17 protein-coding genes are annotated in these 16532 nt (G+C 24.3%); 5 read left to right on the top strand and 12 right to left on the bottom strand.

What is annotated here, in order from left to right:
• Window positions 1-3: 3 nt before the first annotated feature.
• The gene (locus tag ACQH23_RS07310) at window positions 4-183 is read left to right on the top strand and encodes a hypothetical protein (protein ID WP_425377672.1); all 180 of its coding nucleotides are present in this window, start codon (window positions 4-6) and stop codon (window positions 181-183) included.
• A gap of 25 nt (window positions 184-208) precedes the next feature.
• On the opposite strand, the gene ACQH23_RS07305 is transcribed toward ACQH23_RS07310, so the two are convergent.
• The 6 genes from ACQH23_RS07305 to ACQH23_RS07280 form a co-directional block, all read right to left on the bottom strand.
• Window positions 209-541, bottom strand: a complete 333-nt coding sequence (locus tag ACQH23_RS07305; protein WP_425377640.1) for a hypothetical protein — start codon at window positions 539-541, stop codon at window positions 209-211.
• An 87-nt stretch (window positions 542-628) separates the two neighbouring features.
• A complete protein-coding gene (locus ACQH23_RS07300; protein ID WP_425377824.1) occupies window positions 629-1282 on the bottom strand; it encodes a hypothetical protein in 654 nt (217 codons plus the stop codon).
• 15 nt (window positions 1283-1297) lie between these two features.
• The gene (locus ACQH23_RS07295) at window positions 1298-2320 is read right to left on the bottom strand and encodes a hypothetical protein (RefSeq protein ID WP_425377823.1); all 1023 of its coding nucleotides are present in this window, start codon (window positions 2318-2320) and stop codon (window positions 1298-1300) included.
• Window positions 2310-3227, bottom strand: a complete 918-nt coding sequence (locus tag ACQH23_RS07290; protein ID WP_425377643.1) for a hypothetical protein — start codon at window positions 3225-3227, stop codon at window positions 2310-2312. Before ACQH23_RS07290 ends, ACQH23_RS07295 begins: the two co-directional genes overlap by 11 nt.
• A gap of 6 nt (window positions 3228-3233) precedes the next feature.
• A complete protein-coding gene (locus ACQH23_RS07285; protein WP_425377644.1) occupies window positions 3234-4640 on the bottom strand; it encodes a hypothetical protein in 1407 nt (468 codons plus the stop codon).
• Between the two features lie 16 nt (window positions 4641-4656).
• Window positions 4657-5118 (bottom strand): hypothetical protein, encoded by a 462-nt coding sequence (locus ACQH23_RS07280; protein ID WP_425377645.1) that lies wholly within the window; start codon window positions 5116-5118, stop codon window positions 4657-4659.
• A 316-nt stretch (window positions 5119-5434) separates the two neighbouring features.
• On the opposite strand from ACQH23_RS07280, the gene ACQH23_RS07275 reads away from it, so the two are divergent.
• Both ACQH23_RS07275 and ACQH23_RS07270 read left to right on the top strand, forming a co-directional pair.
• Window positions 5435-6379, top strand: coding sequence for a hypothetical protein (locus ACQH23_RS07275; protein ID WP_425377822.1), 945 nt, complete (start codon window positions 5435-5437; stop codon window positions 6377-6379).
• Window positions 6380-6451: 72 nt separating this feature from the next.
• Window positions 6452-6907 carry a hypothetical protein gene (locus tag ACQH23_RS07270; protein WP_425377821.1) on the top strand — a complete coding sequence of 152 codons (456 nt, stop codon included), beginning with the start codon at window positions 6452-6454 and terminating at the stop codon, window positions 6905-6907.
• Between the two features lie 68 nt (window positions 6908-6975).
• On the opposite strand, the gene ACQH23_RS07265 is transcribed toward ACQH23_RS07270, so the two are convergent.
• From ACQH23_RS07265 to ACQH23_RS07245, 5 genes are read right to left on the bottom strand one after another with little or no spacing between them, the layout of a single operon-like run.
• Window positions 6976-10200, bottom strand: a complete 3225-nt coding sequence (locus ACQH23_RS07265; protein ID WP_425377820.1) for a hypothetical protein — start codon at window positions 10198-10200, stop codon at window positions 6976-6978.
• Between the two features lie 3 nt (window positions 10201-10203).
• Window positions 10204-11595, bottom strand: coding sequence for a hypothetical protein (locus ACQH23_RS07260; protein ID WP_425377819.1), 1392 nt, complete (start codon window positions 11593-11595; stop codon window positions 10204-10206).
• Window positions 11588-11866 carry a hypothetical protein gene (locus tag ACQH23_RS07255; protein WP_253301740.1) on the bottom strand — a complete coding sequence of 93 codons (279 nt, stop codon included), beginning with the start codon at window positions 11864-11866 and terminating at the stop codon, window positions 11588-11590. The genes ACQH23_RS07260 and ACQH23_RS07255 overlap by 8 nt, the downstream gene beginning before the upstream one ends.
• Window positions 11866-13326: a PBSX family phage terminase large subunit gene (locus ACQH23_RS07250; protein ID WP_425377650.1), complete on the bottom strand. Its 1461-nt coding sequence runs from the start codon at window positions 13324-13326 to the stop codon at window positions 11866-11868. Before ACQH23_RS07250 ends, ACQH23_RS07255 begins: the two co-directional genes overlap by 1 nt.
• Complete coding sequence (locus ACQH23_RS07245; protein WP_425377651.1) at window positions 13319-13717, bottom strand: hypothetical protein; 399 nt, start codon at window positions 13715-13717, stop codon at window positions 13319-13321. Before ACQH23_RS07245 ends, ACQH23_RS07250 begins: the two co-directional genes overlap by 8 nt.
• Before the next feature lie 302 nt (window positions 13718-14019).
• Between ACQH23_RS07245 and ACQH23_RS07240 the strand changes: the two genes are divergently transcribed.
• Window positions 14020-15000, top strand: a complete 981-nt coding sequence (locus ACQH23_RS07240) for an IS30 family transposase (protein ID WP_425377652.1) — start codon at window positions 14020-14022, stop codon at window positions 14998-15000.
• Between the two features lie 155 nt (window positions 15001-15155).
• Window positions 15156-15710, top strand: coding sequence for a DDE-type integrase/transposase/recombinase (locus tag ACQH23_RS07235; RefSeq protein WP_425377818.1), 555 nt, complete (start codon window positions 15156-15158; stop codon window positions 15708-15710).
• 9 nt (window positions 15711-15719) lie between these two features.
• Here ACQH23_RS07235 and ACQH23_RS07230 read toward each other — a convergent pair whose 3' ends face one another.
• Window positions 15720-16367, bottom strand: coding sequence for an IS30 family transposase (locus tag ACQH23_RS07230; protein WP_425377817.1), 648 nt, complete (start codon window positions 16365-16367; stop codon window positions 15720-15722).
• Between the last annotated feature and the right edge of the window lie 165 nt (window positions 16368-16532).

Below are 16532 nucleotides of genomic sequence, written 5' to 3'. Positions count from 1 at the left end.
ATTATGAAAAAATCATATAATCAAAAAACAGGAAAATATTATTCTTGTAAAATTCGAAATGTTAATATTTACTTAAATGAAAATGAAGAAAAAGTTTGAAATAAATTATCTAACTTTGATACTTATTCACAACGAATAGAATATCTTATTAATTTTTATATAAGTCACAACAAAGAAAAATAAAAAATAACCTTAATTGGTTATTTTTTTAAATACTATTTGTTAGTTGTCTAATAGCATCTTTTTGTGCTTGTTTTTTGTCGTTTACTTTAACTTGTTTTTTAACATTTTTAATTTGACCTGTTTTAAGGGCTAATTCTGTTGCATAATCAGGTCCTCGTAAATGTTTTTCGTGGGCAATAACAGCCGTTCTCAATTCTCTAAGTTCTGCTTTATATTTTTTAATTTTTTTAGCAGATAATCCAAGAATACCAAGACTACCCATTCCACCAGCACCAGCTAACACAAGTAAAGCAATCATTAATGTTTCATTCATGTTTTTGTTTCCTTTCTTATCCTTACTCAAACAGTGGCCATCCATTTTTTCAGAACAAAATAATTTATAAATTAAGCTATATAACCACCCAAAATATCTACCACCCCTATATATAGTCTATTTTAATAAAATTTAATTATTAGTTTCATAATTATTATTTATATTTAATTTTTTGTTATTTTCTTCTTGTTTTCGTTTTTTAATATTTTCGTTTTGTATATTTTTAAATATTTCTTCTGTTATACCATCTAAATTATTTCATTGTTTTGCTATTCTTGGTTGAATAACACGCGGATTAATCCGACAATCTAAACAATGTCTTAAATGGTCTTTTTTTCATTTTAATTTATCAATTAAAATAATAATTAAAGAAATTATTAAAGTAATTAAAGGTAAAATTGTAAATAATAATCCCATTTTAGATAATTTTAATCGTGGAATATCAATTTTCATATCTACTTTTGGTTTACTACTAGCAACAAATATACCCTGAATTCCATGTGTAAATAAAGGTGTTAATAAAATGGCAATACCATTGCCTCAATATTGACCATAATTGTATCAATTAATTTGATCCTTAATACTATTAATCATCCCGTATTCCAATCAAAAATTTAATGCTAAAAACATTAAAGTATAAAAACTAACTACTCAACTCCTAATTTTATATTTTCTTTCTCATTCTCTAATATCTTTATGAGTTCAATTATAAGTTGGAATAGGATCTTTTTTAAATCAATTTCAAGGTAATGCACCCTTTAATCAAGTTGTTTTATCTTGCTTCATTAATTAAACCCCTTTCTAACTTACTTTTTTTCTTTCAATGTGTAAACCAGTAATTGTTCCATCTGTCCCACCAGTACGTATAGCAATAATTCCATCATCTTCTAATTCTACGCGATGAGAAAAAACGTTTTCTAATTCAAATGATCCAACAGTTATTTTTCCCCTAAAATTTTTGTATGTTGATAAATAATAATAATTTTGATTACTTGTTTTAATTCAAATATTGTATTTATAATTTTCTTTATCTCAATTTTGTATTTCATAATCAAACCTTGTATTATCTAAATCACTAGTGTCAACAATTTCTCAATCTGAAATATTTGTTTTTCAAACCCCATTATCATAATAAATCGTATCATTATCAAACGGAACAACAAGTTTAATATATTCATTATAATCAATTTTACTATAATCGATAATTGTTGGATGAGTAATATTAATAGTGTTATCAGTTTGAACGCGTTCTTTTAAATAAAATAATAAACTGTCATAAAATGTTTTTTTCGTAATATATTTATATTCTTCTTCTCAAGGATGAGCATAATTCCCTAAATGATAATTATATGGTCTATCAACCGTTTTACTAGATATAATATCAATTATTTCACCAGCTAATTTTAAAGCATTTTTAACATCACGAGTAATATTTTCATTTGCTTCGGGGTCATTTGTTTGTGAATATGCCACACCACCTTGTGAAAATGAAGCACTACCAGTTAAATCATTAACTCCTTTTGGCAAATATCAATTCATAACTGCTAATAAACAAGCAGATTGAATATAACTTAATCATTTATCATATTCAATTAAACCAGTATTATCTTTTTTAACTCAGGGAAATAAATCTTTTTTATTTATTTTATCTGAAATTGTCCCACCTGATAATCTATCCATTCATAAACTAGTTTTTAAAATAGCATTATAAATTAAATTATCATTATAAGCAGATTGCTTACGGTCATTAATAGGTTGTCAAAGTTTACTTTCTTTAACATCTTCAACTGTTATAAATAACAAATTACTTAAATTACTTTCCATATAATACACCCCTTAATTGATTTCGATATTTATTTCTTAAATTAGATAGTTTATAACCATTAACTTTTCTTTGTACTTTTTTAATTTTTTTAATAGTTTGATTAGTTTTATAAAACATACTTTTAACTGGTGTTTTATATAAATTATTAATATTTTTAACATCACTTTTTCGCTCTCGATATCATTTTTTATTATTAATTTCACCAGCAAAATTGAAATTAAAGTGTCCAATCTTTAAATTATTAATAAACCTTTTAATTTGTTGTAATTTTTGAATATGTGGTAATGTTAATTTGATATTTCCTTTTGGGTATTTTTCTTTTAATTCTTTTGGTAATCGTTTTTTAATATAATCTCTTAAATGACTAGGTAATCATTTTCTTAATCAATAACGCCAAAATAAAGTTCCTGCATTAGATACAGCATTACTTAATAATTTTCAAATTTCAACTGGAACACTAGGATAAACATATGGACCATAAAACTTCGGGTGTTTTGCTGTTTTTGTATATATTAAAATAGTTAAATTACCTGTTAAAGTTAACTTATTTGTTATATTAAACATACCACTATTAAGCCAACTACTATTTAAAGGTTGTCAATTAGTGTTTAGATAATTTTCTTTTTTAAATTGTTCTCTATTTTTAATATTGTTATCTTTTTCTAATTTACTTAATATTTGTTGAATTTCTTTTTTATGACCTTTTTTAATTAAATTTAAATAAGTAAATGGATTTAATCATTGATAAATATCTTCAATTTTATTTGTAATCTTTTGAAAAGGATTAGCATAATATGAAGCAAACTTATTAACCTTATTAATTAAATTAACAAACTTATTTATTAAAGGTTTATTTCCTAAATTTTCTGTTAATAAAGTTAAAATTCGTAATATTAATAAATTCATTGTTTATTAAGAATTTTTAATTACTACTTCAATTGACTTTGTTTTACCAGTTGCTTTGTTTTTACCTTCAATTAAAACTTCAACAATTTTATCATTTGTAATATCAATTGGTCAGTCTTCACCTTTAGGATTAATAGAATAATCAAAATCATTTTCAGTTAAAGAACTATCTACAGTTTTAACTGCTTTTAAAACAACGTCTTTAAATTGTGGTTTTAATCATCCATCACTAACATCTTTGGGATCTGGTAAATTAATGATTGGTTTATCTAATTTATTTATTTTACTAATATCTATTTTAGCAACATCTGGTGTTAAAATTACATTAGATTTTGTTGTATTTATTGGTGTAGAAATTTCATAATCAACCGGCACTCTAAATGTTTTATTTAAATTACTTTTAGCAGTATTTATTTCTTCTTGTGTTGGTTCTTTTTCTAAAATAATCTTACATGTTTTTGGATATAAAATTGTTGGTGTTGCATATTGTACTTTACCAATTCATTTAGGGTTAGCAGTATCATTATCTAAAACTTGTTGAATAGTATCCATATTAATTGGATATGCTCATACTTGTTTATTAATAAGTAAACCATTTATATTAGTAAAATTATAACCTTTATCTCGGTTAACTTGTCCTTTTGTATATGTTTTTTCTAAATGAAAACTTTTTGATACCGGAATACCCATTGCGGTATTTTCATATAATTCACCGTTAACCATTGCTTTTAATTGAGCTTGTGAACCAATTACTTTTAAATAAGCAGGTGTTAATCCTAAATAGGATCTTCGTCCTAAAACCATAAACATTTTATCGGTTGGTAAACCAAAATATAAATTACTAATTTGATTTGTTAATTCAATCAAAGTTTCATTTAATGTAAAGAATGCTTTATTTGCATCATCAGCATTATCTGCTGTATAACCACGAAATGGAATTACTTCATATTGACCATCTGCTAAACAATAATCATAAATAGCCTGAATTAATTCACATTCTAAATTAACAAATTTATTCTGTACAACACTAGCAATAGCATCAGCAATAACACCATTTTTAATATTTTGTTCTATCATTGCTAAGTCAAATGCTTCATTCATTAATTTTAAATTAAATCTTTTATTAATAGGCACCGGAATTCTTGTTAATCCCATTGTTTGAGTTGCCCCACCATTTGGTAATGAATAATCATCTTGTCATACCACACGATGAGTTAAATTATATAATGCTTGTCCTGCATTAGGTAATCAAGCAACTTGTTCAGCAGTTGCAGTTGCATATTGCATAATACTTGCATGCTCATTCATTAATGGTCCTCTTAGCATAGCGTTAACCATATCAACATAGGCTTTTTGACCTGTTGTATTACCTTGTAATGTAAAATGTACTTGCGGCAAATTAATTGTTGCCATAATATTCACTCCCTTATTATCTAAGGTTTTTAAGTGTATAATCAGTTAATTTCTTAATTTCTTCTGGAGTATATGCTCCTTTTTCTTTAATAGTTTCAATTTCATCATTTTTATTTTCAACCGAATTTTCAATCATATCTTTAATTAAATTAGTTGGTGAAACTGATGGTTGTTCTTCGACAAACAAATCAGGTTTTAATTCTTTTAAAGTTTGCATTTTTTCAAATAAAGAACTACCACTAACTTTTTCTAAATTAGTTTTAATATCTTCAATTTTAGTAGATGGAACATCTTTAAAGGCTTTTAATTCATCTAATTCATTAGATAATTTAATAAAGTCTTCTTTTGATATAACATCTTCGCGTTTTTGCACACTTTCTCTAATTTGCTTTGCTTCATTATTAAACTGATTTAAGATATTTTCTGCAATTTCTTCACTTAAACCTTGTTCGATTAATTGTTCTTTTATAAGTGCCATTTTATAAACTCCTCTTTTTTTATCCTTGTCCGATTAACAAGTCAGCGTAACTCTTTTTTACGGAAAAAGATTAAACCTATGCCTTCATTATATACTATTATTTTACTAATACAATACTTTTTATACATAAAATACTAAACTTAATATATTTTATTACTATTTTAGGTCTTAAAACGCGTAATAATAGCTTTTTAACAAGATAAAAGTTTTTAAAATAATTACTAATTTTGCTTGTATATATATATATACTGGGAGTAGATCTTGATAAAAAGTTTCAATAAAAAGTTTCAAGATTAAGAAAAGGAGAAAAACAAGTATGAAAAAATTACTTAGTTTATTAAGCTTATTAACAATTAGTGGAACTGCTATACCAACAACAATTGCCGCTAATCCTTATCAAAAAGGGAACAATAAATTAAATATTATAAAAAGAGGTATTAATTCACAAAAATTAAATAATTTAATAGATATCAAAAATAACCTATCTGAAAAAGTAAAAGATATGGGTGAAAAAGTTATTGAAGAATGTCAATTAATGATATTACTTGAACGTGATTTAACGCTAAAATTACAAGAATTAGGAAATTATCTTAAAGAAGATTTATCAAAAAATATTAAAAGTATTACTATAAATAAAAATAATATAAAACAAAGTATTCAAAATTTAGGACAAAATGTAAAAACTTTTGGAATAAAAATGAAAGCAGTTGGAGAATTAGTAAAACAAATAACTAATGGTTTAATTAAAAGTTTAATAAATGTAGAAGATTTAGGTAATGGTTCTATTTCTCAAGGAGAAATTTTAGAAAAATTAGGTGAAATTATTTATTTATATCAAAATGAAAATTTAACTACTGATGGTGTTAATATATCTAAAATAAAAGAAAATATTAATATTATTGGTCAAAACATTAATACTATAGGTATAAAATTAACAATAGATGAGAAACTTAAATATTATCCAGACGTATTACCGGGATTACCAGATTATAGAAATATTTTAAAACCATGATTAACAAATGAATTGAATGGATATGTTTTAGGTAATAAATTAAAAAAAATAGGCGCTAAAGTAGAAAATATTCAAAAATATAATAATCAAATATCTAATCAAAATATTGAAGATTTAGGACAAAATATTGAAGATTTAGGTGAAGAAATAAAAAATGTTTCTTTAATAATAGAACAAGGTTATAAATCTACAAAAGCTTTTGGTTTTTCATTGATTGAATTAGGAAAATTTATAAAATCATCAGTATAATTAAATTGATATAAATAGTTTTTAAATTAAATTAACAAACAAAATTATATAAGAATATAGAAATATTTTAAAATGAAAAAAATACTAACTATTTTATGATCAATCATTTTAATTGGAACAAGTACAACAAGTTTGTTTGCTTGTAATACACAATATACAGAAGAAGAATTAACACAATTAAAAGAAAAAAACAAAATAGATACAAATGATGAAAATATTAAAAATAATTTAGAATGAATAGCACCACAAGAAAAACCATTTAATAAAGTGGATAATAAATGATATTTTATAACTTTTTATTCAGATGGTTGAAAAATTAAAAAATTATCAAATAATGAAAATGGTAGAAAAATATATTTATTTAAAGACAAAATAGGAATTGAATATACTATGATGAATTGGCCTAATCCTAATAGCGAAGAAAGTGATAATGGTAATCATTTTAAATCAGTTTATCGTTGAAATGGAAAAGAACAAAATTTGCCTAATTTAGATAATGATGAAAATGGTAATATAAAAGTTAAATAAAAATAGAAAAAAGAGATATTATGAACTTGTCTACTTTATTTTAGATGTTCATTAAATCTTTTTTTTGTTTATCTTGGCTTCATTGTTATTTCAACAGGATTATTACTATTATTTTTAATACCTAATACATTTAGATTATTAACATCTATTGTTATATTTTTATCGTTACCAAAAAAAATAGTAAGTAAGTCTTTAAATGTAAACAATAAATAAGGTAATAAAGTTTTTGTAAATCTAATTTTTAATTTCATATCATTAGTATAATATGCTTGTAAATATGTTTCTTTAATTTTATTACTAATTAAATCATTATAATCTTCGTTGGGAAGATTTGTTATTTGAAGCAAAAAATTAATACCACAATTTCTATCATTTATATTGCTATTATAAGTATTTTTATAACCTTTTTCAGATAATCCATTAGTATATGCAGTAGAAGATGTTTTAATATTATTTATTTCTATATTATCAGTATATAAAATTATTCTATTATCAAAATTAACTTTATCAGTTTGCGAATAACCCTTCTGTTGTAAAGTTATATTTTCCAATGAAAATAAATTATTACTACATTTTTCACTTCCACCAATTATATTAATATCTCTATTAGGTATAAAATTTTCTATATTTGGTTGCCCACATTCAACTTGTAAATTAGCTAGATTATTTATTTCAATAGTTTTATAAGCATCTAGGAATTTACTGATACTTTGAATTGTTGGGTCAATTTTTTTTAAATCAATTTCTACTTCATAATAAGCATAATTAACTTCATTAGAAAATAAGTTAATATATGTACCTGTTCTTTTGCATTGTGCAGTTGCTATAATTTTAGTTAATAATGGTTGCACTGTATTAGCATCTCAGATATCTTTTGTATAAGGTTGATATTTATATGGTACTGGTGGTAATACATATTGTGGGTAATTAAATGTTGGTATTTCATAGTCATGTGGTAATAAGAAACTATTTTTATAATTAGTTGTCATGTCACGTAAATAATTATTTAATGTACTTTTTGTTTTACCACGAAAACTTCATACTGATAAACGTAAATAATCTTCTTCATTATTGGTATATGGGTTATCAGCATAAAAGATAATTTCAAAATTACCTTTATATAAAGCTTGTATTGAAAACATATCAATAATATAACTACAATTTGTCCCATCTGGTGTTTGTAAGAATTCACAATCATTATCTTCTTCACCATCACTAACTGGTGTTTGAGCATCAACTGCTGTTGTAAGTTCATTAATTAAATAAATTCGGTTAGTTTTTTCGTTTAATTGTTTTAGATTATATGTTGAATAAACTATATTGTTTGTTGGTTTACCATCCTTAGTTAAAACAGTACCTACTAATTTATCAGTTAATAAAGTAGTAAACCCGAAACTAGTAGCATTTGCTCCAAAAATAGCACCAACTTTATCATTGCCTTGTTCTCTAAATATTTCAAAAGGTAAATAACATTTACCTTTTGAGTTTTCAGACCAAAAAGCATCATTATAAAAACTATAAATATTAGCACTCATAAATCCATTTAATCATTGAAAATTAGGTCAAGTTTTTTCATCTTGATTAATAACTCAGCCCCAAGGAATACCAAACGAAATAAAGTTTAAGAATTTACCAACTCCGCCTGGTATCGTAAAAGGATTAAAAACTAACTTTTGAGTATAATTTAAAGGTAAGACAGTAATTTGGCGATTAATAAAATTATTCATATTTAAAATATCTCAAACATTACATGAACCCATTTTATTGTATTCAATTTGAACACTACCAACAGTATTACCAAATTCATCTTTTCTTCTAAAATATGATGATGCTTGGGTACTAATAATATTATTAACGTCACCACTATTTACTTTTATTTGACTTGGTGGTGTTATTTTTCAATTTTTAGACCAATAAAATTTAGAGTCCTTATTTTCTTCATTAATAGTTGTTCCAACAGCGGGATTAGTTGCTGTCGAACTTTCTTGGTCAGTTATAACAATACCCTCACTATTTTTTTGCTTTCAAAAATCATATCTACTTTCCATATCTTTTTTTCAGTTTTCATAACCGGTTATCATTGTTGGTTGAATCCCTTGAATGTTATATCAACTTACTTCTGGTGATGCATAAGTATTTACTTTATCAGGCGGACACGGATACATGTTATACATTAATAAATCTCGTGAATTCATTACTTTTGGATTAAACTGACCTTTAATAATTGGTCGACCAATAACAGGCATATCAAAAAAGATCGGATTACCATAAAATTTAACGGCCATTGCTCTAACACCGGGGTCTTTTAATAACATATCATCTAATTCAATAGTTGATGTATTTGTTTTCTCATTATAAGTTATTTTAGGAAAACAATAACCCTCGCCTGGTGCTGATGTTTGAATAAATTGTCGTACTGATAAACCACTATTACTAATTTTGTCATTAATACTTGAAAAGGTAATTTCTTGTCATAAAAAACTACCATCATATGGTGAATAATAATTAATAACATTTGATGGATATAATCATTGTCTATCTTGGGGCGCAATATTTATATTACCTCCACCAATATTTAATCCATGGTCATTAAAAACCGTATAAAAATTATAATAATCATTAATATTTAATTTACTTGCATCTTCATCTAAAATTAATAAAGTATATTGTCTTTCAGTTGATTGTTGGGTAAATACTTGTTCAAATTTAGCTTCTCCAAATTGAATTGAACTTCTATCATCAATCATATAAGCATCTCAATATTTACCAACCTTAACATCTTTTGTATAAAAATTATCGGCTTTATTATCATTATTAATAAAATAACTTAATTTATATTGCTTTAAGTATGCTAACATTCTATTAATATCATAAATGTTTTCACCATCAATTAATTTTCAATAAACATTATTATTTTCATCTTTTAATTTTATCGCGAAAAGTGTTTCATTATTTGCTCATATAGTTGAGTTAACTGGCTGATTTTTAAAATCATCAATTGTTAAGATATTGATTTCTTCACCTTTATATTTTTGTACTATTTTTAAACTATCTTGTCATTGTGCAATAGTACTTTCCATATTATCAAATATTCTTGAATAACTACCATAATCACTAGGTTTTGCGTTATTAGGTTTTCAACCTGTTTCAGTATCAGGAATATATGAACTATAAACATTAAAAGGAAATACCATTCAATGTCTATTATCTTTTATATTTTCTCTGATATCTATTAAAGTATCGTGGGCTTGTCTTCTTAATTCTTCGATAACTCCTGGGTTAATTCTACTCATTTTTTAATTCTCCTTTATTTCCGTTCTACCTTGTAAGGCGTTTTGATTATTACCAGTTTCATCATATTCTAGTAATTTATTATTATGTTCGATTTCTTTGGCTTGCATTTTATCTTGTCATTCTTCTACTTTCTCAAAATATTTTGTTGCTTCTAATTCATCAATATTGTCATATTCAGTTATAGCTCTTATTGGTTCCATTGTGCCATTATCTAATCTAGCAGTAATTAATTCATTTTGTCGCATTTGGTCAACTAAACTAGCACTAATAAAATCAAAACCATAAGGTCGTTCACCAATACCATCTCATAAACCATAATATTTTAAAACAGTATCAAACATCTTAGTATAATATTGCTTACGATATGCTTGTAAATATGCTTGTTTTTCTAAGTCTTTTGTTTTAGTTAATAATGACTGTGTTTTATTTTGGTCATTATCTGATTTATCACCAAATGGACTAGAAAAATGACATGCTAAATATACTTGCTCAATAATTGATTTTTGATCTTCGGTATATGTTTCTAATGTTGGTGCACCTTGTACTACTTGTAAAGATTGTGATGATGTCCCATCTGCTGCCGTTTGACCTGATTGAATGAAAATATCATCAAATACATCTTGTAATGCTTTTTTATTTCCCATATTGTAAGCATTCATTAAACCATCATCTAATACCCCATATCAGTGCGTACGATTAGCTCATCGTTCTTTTGATTTAATATTAAAACTATCTTCTAAATCAAATTGTAATTTATAACAATTTGCCATCGTAGGTCATGGATTTAATGTAGTTGAAGTTGATAAGAACAACGGATTAGGTTCATTAATCATTTCTCAAAAAGGTACTATACCTAATTTATTTTTAAATTCTTGAACTAAAATAGGTCTAACATCATCTTTAATTTGTGTTTTACTTTGTCCAACAACTACCTCATTATTTTTTGGTCAACCTTTAATAACTATTTTATCTTTGGTACAAATTAAATTTAAAATAAAACCACTGTCTGATTGATGATAATTTAATCAAATGTCGGCCCCTTGTTCAATTTCATTTATTTTACTTACACGTGATGTAAAGTTAAAAGGATTAATTCATAAATCAATATTACCATCACTAGTTTCTAATAAACCAAAAATAGTTTTACCCATTAAACTTGCTGTTAATTCGTTTTTATCTAACTTTTCTTTTATTTTATAATTTTCATATCATCAATTTAATTTTTCTAAAATGTCTTTACGATGAGACTTAAATAAAATATCTTTACCATTTATTAATCGCATTTGATGACGAGCAATAATATTTGCTAAATTAATTGTTCAATCATAATTATAAAATTTTAAAACACTATTAATATCACTTAAGTTTGGTAAACTAGGGAAAGTATTATTCATGGTTATTTTGCTCCTTTAATTTTAAGATAAGTGCATAATTAATAATATTTACTGTTAATAAATTTGGCTCATTTGCTAAAACTTGAACACATACTTTAACTTTTTGATATTTTTTAATATATTCGTTATATAAATTTAATTTACATATTGCGATATTATCTTTTTTTAATTCTTGACAAAGTCTTTTTTTAACTTGTCCACAAACAGACATATAAGGTCTTTTTGCATTTATTACACGTTCATCATGGATTACATAAATATCTTTTTTCATTAAGTTATTCACTCCCTTTGTTGTCATAATTTATAATCTGCTGAATTATTATGTTTAACCATTGGTATTAATTCAAAATGTAAAGCATAAAAATCACTATCAAATGTATCATCATATAAGTCTAACATTCGTTCTTCTCTGGCATCTGGTTTATCTTCTCATTGAATTAATTCATATTGGGTTTTACTGACAGGACATTTTTCTCATAATCATTTTAATTGGTTTGTATTTATTAACATTGTAAATGCTTCAATCCGATGTCTTATTTTAAATTTCTGTTTTTGTGCTGGTTTAAATGTCATATATTGCCCAAAAGTATAATTATATTTTTCTCTATTTAAACTTTGTAATGTTGAATATGCACTATCATCAACATTTATTGATATACCTTGTTGTATTAAATTAAAATATTGATTTAATTGATTGTTATAAAACTCTAAAATATCTTTTACTTGTTCTAACTCTGTTTTAAATTGGTGTGTAGCATTTGAATGCGTATACTCAGAAGCTTTATAAGCTTTTTTATCAAATGAATTATATAGTCAAAAACTAGCTGATGTTGTATGTCCCTTAGGACTGGTCGCGTTAGCAATATCAACACCACCTAATAATTTCGTTGGTTGAATAATATCTGTTGCTTGCATAATATCAATATATCTTGCAAAAATTGAACCACTAGTATTACCGGGCAATCCTCAACTCCATACTCTTGCTCTTTCAATATCTAATTGTTCTAATCTTAATTGTTCATTAACTTTATCTTGTGGTAATTTATAATTAAGTCTTCAACTAGAATAATGAATAATAATTTTCATATTTCATTTTTCAATATATTTAATTTGTTCATATTTACTACGCATTATTTCTTCATTAAAAGATAATAATTCATTACAATAACCAACAATATATCTTTTTAAACTTTCAGGATTACACGTATTAATTGTTATTTTATTTTGATAACCACGAATAGCAAACTCTAAATCACTTAAATCTTTTTGTTGAAATTGGTCACATTCTTCTCTTCAATCAATTACTAATTTATACTTATTCAAATCAGCAAAGGCTTTTAATTTTTCTTTTCGACTTGGTGAATGTAAACCTTTACAATATATTTTGCTACCATTTGATAAAGTAAAAGTAAAATTTGATAAATTAATACTATAAGGAATATTATTTTCATCTAACATATTTCATATATTTTGAAATACACTATCTTTTAAATCTTTACTCCAATACATACTAGCAATTATACAAATTGGTTCTTTAATTAATAAACTAATTTTTAATAATTCACCAAACATTTTAATATTTGATATAGTCTTACCGCTATATCGTGTTCCAATTTGATTAATTTCATTAACTAATTCATATTTCTTAACAAATGGATATTTATTACCAATATTACTATTTTGTAATAACCAATAAGGCGTTTCTAATAAATAAGTAAAATGATTAAGCATTATTTTCAGTTTCTTTTTTAATATCTCTAATATCCGTTTGTAAATTAACAATTATTGGTTGTTGATTATTTAAGTTTAATTCTTTTTCAAGTTCTTTTTCTTGCAGTGAATATTTATAATTAAATGCACGCTGTCAATATAACCTAGTACCTTCTGGCGTTTTAACCATTTGTTTAATAAGCTCACTTTCTATTTTATCAACTTGTTTTTCAAGTAAAGGAACTATCTTCTCGCTCGCGTAACTATCATATCTTCACTTGCGAGAAAGATTTAATTTATTGGTTAAATCATTCAAAGTATAGGGGATATTAGGTGATTTATCACGTCAAAACTGCTCTATTTTACGATAAAATGTTCGTAAACTTGCTGTTTTTGGATTAAATTCTTTCATTTTTACTCCTTTTTGCATACTAAAATTGCTATTATTTAATGAATATGATTAAATAAAAGAGTAATTAATAACTATAAAATGTAACAAAGAACCATCGCGGTTCTTTTTTATTATTTATATTTTACATCAAAATAAAAAAAAGTAAAGTAATTTACTTTTTATTTTAGTATACAAGCATAAAGAGATACAAATTCGATACTTGTTACATTATAATAATATATCTTTAAAATTATTTGTCAATACCTTTTTTTAAAAATTCGTGTATAAATGAATTTAAACAAAAGAAATGGATGTACAAATATATGCAAGATTATACACATGTAAAATTTGACGAACGAAGATTTATTAAGGATTTATTGTTATCTGATAGTTGCAAAAAGAAAAATGGAACGATTAATTTATCTGAAATATCAAGGCAAACGGGAAGAGATATTAATACTGTTAAAAGAGAAATTAATAGATTTAAAAATATAGAAGATTATGATGTTGGTAAAGCACATAATGATTATTTAAAAAAACGAAAAAAATCTATTAAAAAGCCCCCCAAATTCACAGAAGAACAAAAAGAATGACTAAATTTACGATTTAATATTCTTCATAATTCACCAGCACAAATTATTCATCGATATTTTATAAAGTTTGGTGTTAAATTTCCTGCTTGTGTTAAAACTTTTTATAAATGAATTGACTTAAAATTATTCGGTTTAAATAAACAAAATTTACGCCATCATGGTAAAAAATATAAGAAAAAGGGGGAATATGATAATCGTGGTAAATTAAATAATTTTAAATCAATATTAGATATTGAAAATAAGCAATCTAATGTTGGCTGATTTGAAATGGATACCGTAGTTGGAAAAGACCATCAATCTAGTTGTTTAGTTTTAGTAGAACAATCAAGTAAAAATTACTTTGTAATGAAATTAAAAAATAATACCGCTAATGAGGTTTTAACAAAATTTAAAGATATGATTGTAAGTAATAATTTAATGGGTAAAATGAAAGGAATAATAACAGACCGTGGGAAAGAATTTAGTAAATGAAGAGAAATGGAAATATTTGCTGAAACACAAGTTTATTTTTGTGACCCTGCTTCACCACAACAAAAACCATTAATTGAATATATGAATGGTGAATTTAGACATTGATTTAAAAAAGGAACTGATTTTAATAATGTTAGTCAACAAAAAATAGATTGAGTAGTTGATGTTATAAATGATAAACTTCGACCGTGTTTAAACTGAGTAAGTGCAAAAGAAATATTTTTACAAAATATTAAGTAAATTTTTATTAATTAAATTTAATAAATTATTTTTTAGTGTGTCAAAATATGTTCAAAATAATAACAATTTATAAATAATTTATTTTTTTTAAAAAATAGTTGCATTTATTTTAAATAATGTTATTATCAATTTAACAAGAGATACAAATTTGGAGCTTGTATCTACACAATGCCAAACAAAATAGAAATAAAAATATAATTAAATATCCTGATTTAGTAAATCGTAATTTTAATGATATTAAAGAAAGATTTTCAATTTTATTTACTGATGTAACTTATTTAATTTGAAATGGTAAAAAACATTATCAATCAACAATAATTGATGGATATACTAAAGAAATTATTGATGTAAAATGATCAAAATTTAATAATAACAAACTTGTAATTGATAATTTAAATGCTGCAATTAATAAAATTAAAAAAATAAAAAAAGAGCTAAATAAAACAATAATTCATTCAGATCACGGATATCAATATACATCTAGAGATTATAATAGTAAATGTTTAGATAACAAAATTATAATTTCAATGGGTAAAAATTATCATTGTGCAGACAACATTATTATTGAAAGTTTTCATTCATTACTTAAAAAAGGAACAATCCATAATGAAAATTATAAATCTCATAATGAATATATTAATGATGTTAAAAAATGAAATAAATGATATTCAAACCAAAAAGAAAAATATATAATAAATGAAAGTTTGTAAACCTTTTTATTAATACTTACTAAACGGGGTGCAGTCTAAACCTTTAGTAGTTCTATTTTCAACTAATATTGCTAAAGTAAATCTTGATGTTCTTTCAACTAAAGTTATTAAACATGATTTACTTTTACCTCGTGATGATACTACGGTATCACCTTCTCAATGACCAAGAGTTACGCGATTATTAACATTAGCATTTCGTTCTTTAATTGATTTACCATTAAATTTACCCCGATTTTCTTGATATTTTCGTTTCTTACCTTTTCTTCTTAAATTTTTATTAGTAACTTTTTCAAGTAATCCAGAATAAATTCAATTGTAAATTGTTTTAAAACTAATAATTCATTCTTTATGAAAATTTTTAATTCTGCCATAAATTTGTTCGGGTGATCAACCTAATAATAATTTTTGTTGTACATATTTTACTAATTCTCTATTTTTAAACTTATGAAAATAAATATGTGATTGTTTTCTATTTTCTGCTTTATTTTGTGCAATTAATGAAAAATAATGATTATTATCTTTATTTCTATTAACTTCTCGAATAATAGTACTAATACTTCGATTAAGATTTTTAGCTATTTCACTAATTTTTATTTTAAACTTCAATTGATTCTCAATATAAATTCTTTCATCTATGCCAAGATGTTTATATCCCATATAAAAACTCCTTGCTTTATTTTTTCTAAAATAAACTTAGCATCATAAAATTTTTATATGAGATTTTTTGCAATTTTATTTACTTGCACTTACAAGTATAATTCAGCAATTTGTAATTTTTTTTATTTTTGTTAGTATCGCAAGAAGTATATTATACCCAAAAAT

Origin of the sequence: Spiroplasma endosymbiont of Polydrusus pterygomalis (assembly GCF_964030635.1) — a bacterium.
Taxonomy (GTDB): domain Bacteria; phylum Bacillota_I; class Bacilli_A; order Mycoplasmatales; family Mycoplasmataceae; genus Spiroplasma.
Note: the sequence above shows the minus strand (reverse complement) of the source record. Positions and strands in the feature narration are given on the sequence as shown.